This is a genomic window from Alcanivorax sp. HI0044 (assembly GCF_001634945.1).
In genome coordinates, this window is the sequence record NZ_LWEZ01000955.1 from 1 (window position 1) to 11,761 (window position 11,761).

General features: G+C 61.5%; 12 protein-coding genes and 1 riboswitch. Of the genes, 2 read left to right on the top strand and 10 right to left on the bottom strand.

The genetic code is table 11. The features are described from left to right. The 7 genes from A3730_RS11140 to cbiB form a co-directional block, all read right to left on the bottom strand. Nucleotides 1–894 (bottom strand): cobyrinate a,c-diamide synthase (locus A3730_RS11140; protein WP_063538073.1); only part of this gene is annotated, 894 nt, incomplete at its 3' end. A 44-nt stretch (nt 895–938) separates the two neighbouring features. Then, on the bottom strand, nt 939–1,703 hold the full coding sequence (locus tag A3730_RS11145; protein WP_063538075.1) for an ABC transporter ATP-binding protein: 765 nt from the start codon (nt 1,701–1,703) through the stop codon (nt 939–941). A 51-nt stretch (nt 1,704–1,754) separates the two neighbouring features. Next, on the bottom strand, nt 1,755–2,735 hold the full coding sequence (locus A3730_RS11150; protein WP_082872342.1) for an iron ABC transporter permease: 981 nt from the start codon (nt 2,733–2,735) through the stop codon (nt 1,755–1,757). Then, nucleotides 2,722–3,603 carry a cobalamin-binding protein gene (locus A3730_RS11155; protein ID WP_063520678.1) on the bottom strand — a complete coding sequence of 294 codons (882 nt, stop codon included), beginning with the start codon at nt 3,601–3,603 and terminating at the stop codon, nt 2,722–2,724. Before A3730_RS11155 ends, A3730_RS11150 begins: the two co-directional genes overlap by 14 nt. 34 nt (nt 3,604–3,637) lie before the next feature. Beyond that, nucleotides 3,638–5,458, bottom strand: coding sequence for a TonB-dependent receptor domain-containing protein (locus A3730_RS11160; protein WP_082872344.1), 1,821 nt, complete (start codon nt 5,456–5,458; stop codon nt 3,638–3,640). 165 nt (nt 5,459–5,623) lie between these two features. Further along, a riboswitch (cobalamin riboswitch) is annotated at nt 5,624–5,839 on the bottom strand. A gap of 71 nt (nt 5,840–5,910) precedes the next feature. After that, nucleotides 5,911–6,918, bottom strand: a complete 1,008-nt coding sequence (cobD, locus tag A3730_RS11165) for a threonine-phosphate decarboxylase CobD (protein WP_063520680.1) — start codon at nt 6,916–6,918, stop codon at nt 5,911–5,913. Beyond that, nucleotides 6,915–7,844, bottom strand: coding sequence for an adenosylcobinamide-phosphate synthase CbiB (gene cbiB, locus A3730_RS11170; protein WP_063538081.1), 930 nt, complete (start codon nt 7,842–7,844; stop codon nt 6,915–6,917). The genes cobD and cbiB overlap by 4 nt, the downstream gene beginning before the upstream one ends. Before the next feature lie 113 nt (nt 7,845–7,957). Here cbiB and cobT point away from each other — a divergent pair, with 113 nt between their 5' ends. Both cobT and A3730_RS11180 read left to right on the top strand, forming a co-directional pair. Then, the gene (cobT, locus tag A3730_RS11175) at nt 7,958–9,013 is read left to right on the top strand and encodes a nicotinate-nucleotide--dimethylbenzimidazole phosphoribosyltransferase (RefSeq protein WP_063538077.1); all 1,056 of its coding nucleotides are present in this window, start codon (nt 7,958–7,960) and stop codon (nt 9,011–9,013) included. A 55-nt stretch (nt 9,014–9,068) separates the two neighbouring features. Next, entirely contained in the window at nt 9,069–9,668 is a 600-nt protein-coding gene (locus tag A3730_RS11180) for a histidine phosphatase family protein (protein WP_063538079.1), read from the top strand. A 162-nt stretch (nt 9,669–9,830) separates the two neighbouring features. Here A3730_RS11180 and cobU read toward each other — a convergent pair whose 3' ends face one another. The 3 genes from cobU to A3730_RS11195 form a co-directional block, all read right to left on the bottom strand. Then, nucleotides 9,831–10,349, bottom strand: coding sequence for a bifunctional adenosylcobinamide kinase/adenosylcobinamide-phosphate guanylyltransferase (gene cobU, locus A3730_RS11185; protein ID WP_063518562.1), 519 nt, complete (start codon nt 10,347–10,349; stop codon nt 9,831–9,833). After that, a complete protein-coding gene (locus A3730_RS11190; RefSeq protein WP_063518563.1) occupies nt 10,349–10,927 on the bottom strand; it encodes an alkylphosphonate utilization protein in 579 nt (192 codons plus the stop codon). Before A3730_RS11190 ends, cobU begins: the two co-directional genes overlap by 1 nt. 87 nt (nt 10,928–11,014) lie before the next feature. Then, on the bottom strand, nt 11,015–11,761 hold a 747-nt coding region (locus tag A3730_RS11195), incomplete at its 5' end, for a molybdopterin molybdotransferase MoeA (protein ID WP_197477443.1).

Below are 11,761 nucleotides of genomic sequence, written 5' to 3' on the forward strand. Positions count from 1 at the left end.
TTCCCCGTGCAATTCCGGGTAACCGCCCGGCAGCCATAGCGCATCTACCTGGGGCAACGCGGCATCCTGCAATGGGGAAAAGAACGTCAGGGTTGCCCCCATCTGACGTAACGCATCCAGATTCGCCGGATAGATAAAGGCGAAGGCCGCATCACGGGCAATGCCGATACGGCATCCGTCCAACAGGGGCGGCAACGGCTCAGGCGCTGCTGCGGAAAAACGCACCGGCTGCGGCAACCGGTCCAGCCCTGCCTCCTGCAATACTGCCGCCGCCTCATCCAGACGCGCATCCAGATCCGCCAGCTCTCTGGCCTGCACCAATCCCAAATGACGCTCGGGCAAGGTCATGGCCGGATGCCGGGGCACCGAGCCCAGCAAGGTCACGTCCTCAGGCATACCTTCCTGCAACAAATCGCCATGACGTTGGCTGGCCACCCGGTTGGCAATCACCTCGTTGACCACCAGATCATCGCGATAATTGGCCAGCCCCAACGCAACGGCACCGAACGTTTGCGCCATGCCCCAGGCGTCGATCACCGGCAAGGCGGGGATACCCGCCAGCACCGCCAGATCCGCACTGGATGGCGTGCCGTCGAATAGCCCCATGGCGCCTTCCACCAGAATCAGATCGGCCTCTTGCGCAGCCTGCGCCAGGCGCCAGCGGCATTCATGCTCCCCGGTCATCCACGGTTGCAACTGGTACACCGGCGCGCCGCTGGCCTGCTCCAGAATCATCGGATCCAGATAGTCCGGGCCGAACTTGAACACGCGAACCCGGCGCCCCGCATTGCGGTGCAGCCTTGCCAGCGCGGCGGTAATCAGGGATTTACCCTGCCCGGAACCCGGTGCGCTAATCAGCGCCGCGGGCACCGTGGCATTTAATAAGGTTGCCATCGTAGGACTCATTTACGTTTAATTTTCCAGCTACGCTGGTTGCGCTAACCGGGGACAAACACCGGCGCACCATTGACTTGCGCCACCACCAGCTTCTGATCGTAAAGACGTTCCAGCGCCTCCGGCACCAGCATGGTGTGCGCCGGGCCGAAGCACAGCTCGCCGTCCGGATAGAGCAATAGCAGGTGATCACACCAGCGGGCGGCCAGGTTCAGATCGTGCAGGCACATAAACACCGCCGCACCGTTATCCGCCTGTTGATTCAACAATTCCATAACGGCTACCTGATGATGCAAGTCCAGATGGTTGGTGGGCTCATCCGCCAGCCAGATCGTTGGTTGCTGGGTCAGCGCCGTGGCAATGGACACCCGCTGCCGCTCGCCGCCGGACAAGGTACTCACCAGGCGATCCTTGAGCAGGTTTAGCGACAACGCAGACAAGGCCTCTTGAGCGAAACGAATATCCTCGGCGCTCTCGCGTTGCCAGGCAGACAAAAAAGGGTGGCGACCAATCAGCACGGTCTCCATAACCGTGGCAGGGAAGCTGTCCTGCCGCTCCTGGAACACCACCGCCACCTGCCGGGCAATCTGGCGCCGCGACAGATTTTCCAAGGGCTCCCCGTTAAGACTTACCCGGCCACGTCGGGGTGGCCGCAACCCCGCCAGGGTATGCAGCAATGACGTTTTGCCCGCCCCGTTCGGCCCCAATACGCCCCAACGCTGGCCGGATTTCACCTGCAAACCAAGAGGCTCACCATCCGCACGGCCCGGGATATCGACAATCAGATTTTCAATGTCCAGCACCGCCATGGCGCTCTCCGTTTGGTGACACAGGTTCCGGGCAATGCCTTTGCCAATCCATCAGCGGTTTCGATGCAGCAAAAACAGGAAAGTGGGCACCCCCAACAGGGCAGTAATCACCCCCACCGGCAACTGCTCCGGCGCCATCACCGTGCGCGCCAGGGTATCGGCCACGGTCAGCAGGGTGCCGCCGGCCAGCACACTGGCGGGCAGGATGATGCGCTGATCATTGCCCAGTAACAGGCGCAGCATGTGCGGCACAATCAATCCGACAAAGCCCACACTGCCCGCCGTGGTCACCGCCACCGCGGTCAGCAGGCTGGCGAGGATATACACCAGCCACTCCAGCGGCTTTACCGCAATGCCCAGCGCCGCCGCCTGCAACGGCCCCCGCGCCAGCACATTAAGACTGCGCCCCAGCGGCAGTGTGAGCAGCACCGCCGGAATCAATACCAGCCAGGCCCCATAGGGCGCACGGGCATAACTCAAATCACCCATCAGCCAATACAGCATGCCCGGCAGCCGATCCGCCGGACTCATGGTCAACATGAACGTAATCACCGCGCCCCAGCCGGCTGCCACCACCACGCCGGTCAGCAACAGGCGCGTGGGAGTCCAGCCGCCACCACCTTGCGCCAGCCCAAATACCAGCAAGGTGGACAACAGGGCGCCGGCAAACGCTGAACCGGACACCAGCGCCAGCCCACCAGCAACCAGCATGGCCCCCAGCGCACCAACGGCCGCACCACCGGAAATACCCAACACATAGGGATCCGCCAGCGGATTGCGCAACAGTACCTGCATCAGGGCACCGGCCAACGCCAACAACCCCCCGGTAGAAAAGGCTGCCAACGCACGGGGCATCCGCAGCGACACAATCAGCTCCCGGTACAGTTCACTGCCGCCGCCGGTGGCTACCGCCCACAGGTCCTGCAGCGAAATCGACACACTGCCCACCGCCACCGACAGCAATAACGCCAACAGCCCAAGACTGGCCAGTCCCAACAGGGCGGGAATTGCCCGCTGCTTACTGACGGGCACGGGCAGAGTCCAGATGCCGACACAAGGTACGGGCACCGGTCAGCATTTGCGGCGTGGGCCGCTGCAATGTGGAGGGCGCGACAAAAAACAGATTGTCGTTTTTCACCGCTTGCAAGGTGGCAAATTGCCGCCAGGGGTCCAGCCAACCGGGATTATCTTCGCCCATGCCGCCCGCAACGATGGCCTGCGGGTTTTTCTCCAGCACCGACTCCTTGCTGATACGCGGCGCCAGCGTGGGCAGATCGGCAAACACGTTTACGCCGCCACATATCTGAATCGCTTCACTGATCAGATGCTCACGATTCACCGTCATCAATGGCTCTTCCCACACCTGGTAGAACACACTGATTTTTGACGCATCGGCGTAACGTTCACGCAGGGCATCAATGCCGGCACGGAACGCATCCGCCGCGCCCTGCCCAACCTGTTCCGTCCCCGCCAGCCGGGCAAACCGCTCCAGCGTGGTACCCACATCCGCAAACCGGCGCGGTTCGCTGTAATACACCGGTAGACCCAGGGCCTGCAGACGCTCCACCTGGGGCAACGGATTGCCACTGTGCCAGGCCACAATCAGGTCCGGCTTCAGCGCCAACACCGCCTCCAGATCCAGGCGCTTGTAGCTGCCTACCCGCGGTAACTTTTTCGCCGCTGGCGGGTAATCACTAAAACTCACCGCCCCGACCATTTGTCCGCCCGCGCCCGCCGCAAACAGCAATTCGGTGGCACCGGGGGACAAAGCCACGATGCGGCTGGCCGGTTTTTCCAGACAGAGCTCGCGCTGGGTATCGTCGGTGACACACACCGCCGCCATTGCCGTATGAAACAGGGCCAGCATCGGCAACAACAACCCCCAGCGTAATACTCGCATCCACTCACTCCATCTGATGTTGAGAACCTCTGCACTACCTATCGTAGCGCAGGCTCAACATTACCGAACGCCCTGCGTTCATATAGTTCCACCCACCAAAGTTCTGTGCGGTGGTGTATTCCTTGTCGAGCACGTTTTTCACCGCCAGACGTGTGGACCAGTTGGGCGCGAAATTCCAGCCCGCCCGCAAATCCAGCAGACCAAAACCGGACAGCCGCACGTCGTTATCGGCATCGTTATAACGGTGGCCCTGTAGCACCACACTACCGCCCAGGGAAAACTCGCCCAGGGCCCGGTCCAGGTCAAAACGGAAACTGCGCTGGGACTGACGCTGCAGCACCAAACCGGTGTCCCGGTCTTGCGGATCCTGAGCCGTAAAGGCCGCGCCGGCACGCCACTGGTTGATATCCAACCCAACGGCCACTTCGGCACCCCGAATACGCGCCCGGTTCACATTGAACGGTGCGTAACGCCCCCCTTGCAAGGCATAGGCAATCAGGTCATCCACGTCGGTCTGGTAGGCCGCAATGTCCCAGTACCAATACCGGTACTGGCCTCTTGCGCCCACTTCGGTGCTTTTTGAACTTTCAGGGTCTAGTTGATCATTACCAAAGCCCGGGAAGTACAAGTCATTGAACGTCGGTGCGCGGAAGGCGGTGCCATAGCTGGCCCGTATCCGGTGATGCGCATCCAGCTTGTAGCCCAACGCCAGACCACCGGTGGTTTCACTGCCGTAGGCTTCGTTGTCATCGTAGCGGCCGCTGGCCTGCACATCGAATGCACCAAAGTTCAGCAACAGCTGGGCAAAACCGGCGGTGTTTTCACGCTCCTCTTCTGAATACAACGTGGTGCTGTCCACCAGGTCCTGCAAGTAATCGGCACCTACCACCAGCTGGTGATCCCCCAGGGCAAAAACGTTCTGCCAGTTCGCTGCCCGGCTGCGGGTGTTGAAGATACTGTCCCGGTCCCCGTCGGTGAAGTTTTCATTGTCGTCACGGGCATCGCTGAGAATCAGTTTGCTCAGCCAGTTTTCCGTCACCCACAGTTGCCCTTTCACTCCGGCGATCTGCATGGCGTAGTCAGTCACCTTTTCCTGCTCGGGGGTACTGCCTTCAAATTCGGTACTGCCCGCCGCGCGAAAACCGAACACGCCGATTTCCGCGTCGTTATCAAAACGGTAGGTCAGGCGAGCCACCGCAGAGGTATTGTCGTAACCGCGATCTTCGCTGCCTTCACGGATTTCCGTGCCATCGGTATCGAAGCGGTCCACGGCCACGTTATAGCGCGTGCCATCCTGCTCGCCCTGGGCACCGGCGGCGACCCGGCGACTATTGAAGGAACCACCACCCAATTCCATCCAGCCGCTTTGTTCATTGTTCAGATGGCGGGCACCCGGGGTAAAGACCTGAACCACGCCACCCACCGCATCGGCGCCATACAGGCTGCCACGGGGGCCACGCACGATTTCGATACGGTCAATCAGGGTGGTGGGCAAAAACTGCCAGGAGGGGCTGCCGGCGGTGGCGGAACGCAACCGCACCCCATCGACCATCAGCAATGTGGAACTGCTGCCGGTTCCTCGCAGGTACACGCTGGTGGCTTTCCCGAAGGCGCCGTTACCGGTGATATCCACCCCGGGTTGCCCACGCAGCATCTCGGTCATGTCCTGCGGCTGACGCTCACGCAATTGCTTTTCATCGATCACCGTCACCGACGACAACGAAGCCTCCGTAGTGCGGCTGGTCAACGTGGGCGTGACCACCACCGGATCGAGCATGGAAACCTGCAGGGCAGCAGAATCATCGGACTGTGCGGGCTCGGCATAGGCAAACAGCGGCCACACAGACAAAGACATCGCGGCGCAGGCCGCAACGGAACGAAACAACATTGGAAGATCCCCCTCTGCCGTGCCACCCGCACGGCCTGGATTTAGCCGCAGCAGAACAAGCACAGGGAGACAGGCGCCATCGCGCCAACCCACCCCGCATCGCCCACCGCAACACCTGGTTGGAAGCCGCAGCGGACTTCCTTACCTTCTGGCCGGTCTCCGGGCTGATGAGCGAGGAGCAACCTCTCGACAGTCGCCTTCCCATGCAAAAGCACAGTGGCGTTTCGACTGTCGTTCACTCAATCACCGTTGCGGGGGCAGCGTCGGATTTAGAGCCAGGGACTCTCACCGACTTCCCGTTTAACCCGCCCTGCGTTCAGGGAAGGCACCGGAAGGTGGCGCGAAAATACCAATGGCCGGGGGAACAAGCAAACACAAAAACGTTTATGAAAGGGGCTCACGTTGGCTTGAGTAAACTCTCAAGCCAACGCAGACAGAGCGTAGCGCAAACGCTCCCATTGCGCCTCGCCCCCTGCCAAACCAAACCGCAAGGCCGCTGGCTCGGCAAAATACCGCACCAGCACGCCCTGTCTTGCCAACACTTCGAAGCACACCCGCGACTGGTCGCCCGGGCACCAGGCAAACAGGTCACTGTCTCCCTGGGGGGACAGCCCGGCGGCGCTCAGCAACCCATCCAGGCGCTGGCGATCCTCACGCAACCGCTGGCGCTGCTGTTGCTGCCAGGCCTGATCCTGAATCGCCTGCGCCATCACATACCGCGCCGGGTGGCTCATGGCCCAAGGCCCCAATGCCTGCTGCAAGTCGTGGCACAGCGCCGGTTCAGCGACCATCAACCCGGCGCGTAATCCGGCAAGGCCAAAGAACTTTCCCAACGACCGCAGCACAATCAGGCCGGCCTGATGCGCCTCCCCCACCAACGACTTGCCGTTGCTGGCATCCACAAAGGCCTCATCCACCACCAGCCAGCCACCGCGGGCGGCCAGCTGCTGGTGCCAGCACCGCAGTGTGGCGGCCGGCAACAAGGTTCCGGTGGGATTATTCGGGTTCACGCACACCAGCACGTCCAGCCTCGGCAGCGTCACCTCAGCCTCCTCCACACCAAGCAACACCACCTCATGACCACCCTGTTGCCAGGCGCGGGCATGCTCGGCGTAGGCCGGCGCCAAAACGCCTACCCGGCAGGGCGATCGCAGGGCCGGCAAGGTTTGCAGCGCTGCCTGGCTCCCCGCCACCGGCAGGCAACCGGCACCCGCAGGCAGCCCCAACCAATCACGCGCCACCGCGTCCAGGCCGTCATCTTCTTCCGGGAGGCGCAACCAGACCGACTCAGGAATGGCCGGCACGGGATAACCATACGGGCTGATGCCGGTGGACAGATCCAGCCAGTCACTGCGGGGAATGCCCCACTGCCGTACCGCCTGATTCAGGCGCCCACCGTGCTCCAAGCCTTGCGGGGACACACTCACAGCAACGCCCCCGCGATGAGCACCACCAGCCACAGCACCAGGCTACGCCGCACCAGCACAATGGCCGCATCGATACTGTCCGCATCTGCTGTGCGGCCTTCACCCAGCAACGGTTTGTCTTTCCAGCCGCCGTGATACGGCGCACCGCCGCCCAGCTGCACCCCCAACGCGCCAGCGCCGGCAGCCATCACCGGGCCCGCATTGGGGCTGTCACAGGCAGCGGCCTGTTGCCGCCAGCAGCGCAACGCCAACCGGCAGCGCCCGTGCAACCCGCCCACCAGCGCATAGCTCAGCGCCGTCAGCCGCGAGGGCAGCCAGGCAAGCAGATCATCCAGCCGCGCCGCCGGTTTTCCAAACCGTTCGAACCGCTCGGTGCGGTAGCCCCACATGGCATCCAGCGTATTCACCAGCCGATGTAATACCGCACCAGGCAAGCCCGCCAGCACAAACCAGAACAGGCTGGCGAACACCGCATCGGCACCGTTTTCCAGCATGGATTCGGTGGCCGCCCGTGCCACCCCGTTGGCATCCAGCGCTTGCGTGTCGCGACTGACAATTCGCGCCACCTGCTCTCTCGCCACGGGCAAATTCTGCGCCCGTAACGGTGCGGCGACCGCACGGCCATGGTCAGCCAAACTGCGCGCGCCAATCACTAGCCACAGCCCCACCACCTGCAATAGCCAGCCGGCCCATCCCGGCAGTACCACCAATAGCAACACGATCAGCAATACCACCGGCGTCACCAACAGACACAGCGCAGCAGCCCCATGGAGCACACCGCCCGATGCGTCCGCATTCCAGCGCAACTCCAGCCACCCGGCCAACCGGCCAAACGCCATCAGCGGATGCCCGCAACGCGGTTCGCCCGCCAGCGCATCCAGCAAAACCGCCGCCACCGCAGCGCTAATCAGGGAAACAGAAAGCATGATTTCAGTGTCATTGCTCGGCATCGATGCGGGGCAGTGTACTTGACACTCCCGGTCGCGGGGCAGAGGATTTGCCGCTTTCCGGCCCTGTGCCGCCCCGACCGGAGACACCCGTGAGCACGCCTTTGCCCTGGCAACAGCCCATTTCTGCCCCCAGCGAAAGCCATCGGCACGCCGCCCTGCACCGCCAGACCCAGCTCACCAAGCCCGCCGGATCCCTGGGTCGCCTGGAGTCTTTGGCCGTCCAGCTGGCCAGCTTGCAGGCCACGGACCAGCCCCAGGCAGAACAAGTGAGCATGGCCGTTTTTGCCGCCGACCATGGCGTTTGCGAAGAAGGCATCTCCGCCTTTCCCCAGGCCGTCACCGGGCAGATGATTGCCAACTTTGTCACTGGCGGCGCCGCCATCAGCGTGCTGGCCCGACAGCTCGGCGCCGAGCTGGAAGTCATCAATCTGGGCACCGTCACACCACCGCCCATCGAAGACGGCGTCATCGATGAACACGTCGCCCCGGGCACGGCCAACCTTGCCCGCCAACCGGCCATGACCAATACGCAGTTGCACGCCGCTCTGGCCGCCGGGGACCGCGCCGCCCAACGGGCTGCCGACCGCCAGGCCGACCTGTTTATCGGGGGTGAAATGGGGATTGGCAATACCACCAGCGCCGCTGCCCTGGCCTGCGCACTGCTGGGCGAAGACGCGGCCGTCCTCGCCGGACCCGGCACCGGGCTGACACCGGAAGGGGTGTCCCACAAGATCGAAGTGATTACACAGGCGCTGGCACGTCACGAAAAACAATCCGAACCGTTGGCGACACTAGCCTCATTGGGCGGCTTTGAAATCGCCGCTCTGACCGGTGCCTTTATTGGCTGCGCGGTCCGTGGCATCCCGGTATTGGTGGATGGTTTTATTGTCTCCACTGCGGCCCTCGCCGCCTGCCGACTCCGCCCGGAATTACGGGACTGGCTGCTGTTCGCTCACCAATCACAGGAGCCCGGACATCAGCGCCTGCTGCAAGCACTGGATGCCAAGCCTTTGCTGGATCTGTCCTTGCGATTAGGTGAAGGCAGTGGTGCTGCTGTAGCGGTACCGTTATTACGCAGTGCCTGCGCGCTGCACAACCGGATGGCCACCTTTGCCGACGCCAGTGTAAGCAATCAAAACGGATAAATTGTCGGATTACGACGACGCCTAATACGACCTACGTTAGCGGGAACAGATACCAATGAGCACCACCTTTTTTGACTTGATTCGCCACGGTGAACCGGCTGGCGGTCAGATGTATCGGGGCCACAAGGATGACCCTCTGAGCGAATTGGGCTGGCAGCAAATGCGTGACGCCATTCAGGTGGAGGATCAGTGGGATCACATCCTCACGTCACCCTTGTTACGCTGCCGGGAATTTGCCGCCGAACTGGCCCGCGAAAAAAACCTGCCTTTCACCGTGGCCCATGATTTCAAGGAAATCAGCTTCGGTGACTGGGAAGGCAAAACCCGTGAACAGGTGGCCCAGGAATACGGCGATCATCAGGCCAACTTCTGGCGCGATGCAGAAAGCCACCCACCGAGCAATGCGGAAACCGTTCAGGATTTTCATCAACGCATTGGTGAAGCCTGGGCGCTATGGCAGGAAACGCTGAAAGGTCAGCGCGTGCTTTTGGTTTGCCACGGCGGCGTCATTCGCATGGTGCTGGCCCACGTACTGAGCATGGCCCCCAGCAAAGCCATGGCCGGGTTTCAGGTGCCCTACGCTTGCCGCTCACAAGTACGGATTGATGACACCGAATTTGGAACCTTGAGCTGTCTTATAAGGCACGGGGGATAAGTTGAAAGTTAAAAGTTGAAACGCGGACAAGACCCTGCCACTTTAAAGGCGTATTACCCGCGATTGATGGTCTATATTCGCGATGCAAGCATCGCTTCCCACAACCATCATCGCCGGTTTTCCTTTTCAACTTTGAACTTTGAACTTTCAACTTTTTACTGCTTAACCTTTCAACGTCTGCGCAATCCCCGCCACCGACAACACCACCCTATCGCATTTTTTTGCCAGTGACTGATTCAGCCAGCCCAGCTCATCCGCAAAACGACGGGTGAGTGGGTCCATGGCAATGGTCCCCAGCCCCACTTCATTGCTGACGACCACCACATTGCCGGGATACTGCCCCAGCGCCCCAAGAAAACTGTCCCGCTCCCGGACAAACGCCGCGTCCCCGGCATGCAGCAAATTACTCACCCACAGGCTCATGCAATCGACCAAGACACAGGGAACCGGTGACAACGTGGCCTGGCGGTTAAGCAAGGCGCCCAGATGCAACGGCTCTTCCACCAACCCCCAGCTCGCCGGGCGCCGCATACGATGGCGACGAATACGGTCGCTCATTTCACCATCACCGGCGGTGGCCGTCGCCACATACACCACCGGATCGTGTTGCTCACTGACCAGGTTTTCCGCCAGTGAACTTTTGCCGGAACGAATGCCGCCGAGAATCAGACTGTGCGGCATCAGTTTTTCTTCACGAACTGGGTCAGAATCACAATACGCTGGCCTTCTACGCGGCCTTCGATGTGCTCAGGATTATCCTGCACCAGAGAAATATTGCGCACCGCGGTGCCACGCTTGGCGGTAAAATTGGCCCCTTTCACATTCAAATCCTTGATCAGCGTGACCGAATCACCGGCTTCCAGCACGGCACCATTGCTGTCGCGGTGCAATTCCCGCGCGTCTTCCGTCTGGCCTTCACCGGTGGCCTGGGCCCAGGCCAGGGTGTCGTCATCCAGGTACAACATATCCAGCAGGTCCTGCGGCCAACCTTCTGCCTGCAAGCGCGTCAACATGCGCCACGCCAACACTTGCACCGCCGGCACCGGGCTCCACATGCTGTCGTTCAGGCAGCGCCAGTGGTTGGCGTCTTCATTACCCGGGTTATCCAGCTGGGTCTGGCAGGTTTCACATAACAGCACGCTCTGCTCGGCAGTGCCATCCGATTCCGGCGGCACCGCATACACCGCCAGGGCATTACCCGCACCACACAGTTCACAACATGAATCGGCACGGGCAAGCAACGAGGATTCCAGGGTCATGTAGCACTCCTTTATTGGGCGCGCAGTATAGCGGATTTGATGGCTGCGGAGCGGGACGTAGTGGTTTGGTGCCCGACAACACCCGCACTACCCCGCCAACAATCCTGAAAACGAAAAAAACGCCAACGTATCGCCCGGCGATACCGTGCCGCCCACCGGCACCACCGCCAGGCCGTCGGCCCAGACTGCAGAACTGAGCATGCCGGAGCTCTGGTTGGGATGTTTTTGCAGGGTCAGCTGGCCGGAGTCAGACACGCACCGCACGCGCAGATACTCCTGCCGCCTGGCCGGTTTGTTGATGGCGAAATCCACAGGTAACGGCATGGCGGTTGGCAACACCACATCGGCACCACAAGAGCGCCGCAGGGCGGGTAACACCAGCATCAGATAACACACCAGCACGGCGGACGGATTGCCCGGCAAACCGAAAAATGGAATGTCATCAATACGGCCGTAAGTAAACGGTTTACCCGGCTTTATCGCCAGCCGCCAGAAATCCAGTTCGCCATGTTCCGCCAGCACCGCACGCAGGTGATCCTCTTCGCCCACGGACACGCCGCCGGTGGAAATAATCACATCCGGGCGCTGCGCGGAATCGGTGAGCAGCCGGGTCAGGGTATTGCGAATAATGCCAGGATCATCGGGCAGGTGCTCGCGCTGCACATTCACAAACCCGCTTTGCTGTAACAGCTGCATCAGCTGCGGGCCATTGCTGTCGAAAATTTTTCCCGGCAGCGGTGTTTCTTCCGGCGACTGAATTTCATCACCGCTGGTAAGAACCAGTATCCGCGGCGCATTCACTTTCACCGCCGCGACGCCCACCGAAGCAATCAG

Coding starts and splice junctions, on each gene's coding strand:
- A3730_RS11145 (WP_063538075.1), bottom strand. CDS start 1,703: ATGGCGGTGCTGGACATTGAAAATCTGATTGTCGATATCCCGGGCCGT.
- cobU (WP_063518562.1), bottom strand. CDS start 10,349: ATGCCGCACAGTCTGATTCTCGGCGGCATTCGTTCCGGCAAAAGTTCA.
- A3730_RS11190 (WP_063518563.1), bottom strand. CDS start 10,927: ATGACCCTGGAATCCTCGTTGCTTGCCCGTGCCGATTCATGTTGTGAA.
- A3730_RS11155 (WP_063520678.1), bottom strand. CDS start 3,603: ATGCGAGTATTACGCTGGGGGTTGTTGTTGCCGATGCTGGCCCTGTTT.
- A3730_RS11180 (WP_063538079.1), top strand. CDS start 9,069: ATGAGCACCACCTTTTTTGACTTGATTCGCCACGGTGAACCGGCTGGC.
- A3730_RS11160 (WP_082872344.1), bottom strand. CDS start 5,458: ATGTCTTTGTCTGTGTGGCCGCTGTTTGCCTATGCCGAGCCCGCACAG.
- cbiB (WP_063538081.1), bottom strand. CDS start 7,844: ATGCTTTCTGTTTCCCTGATTAGCGCTGCGGTGGCGGCGGTTTTGCTG.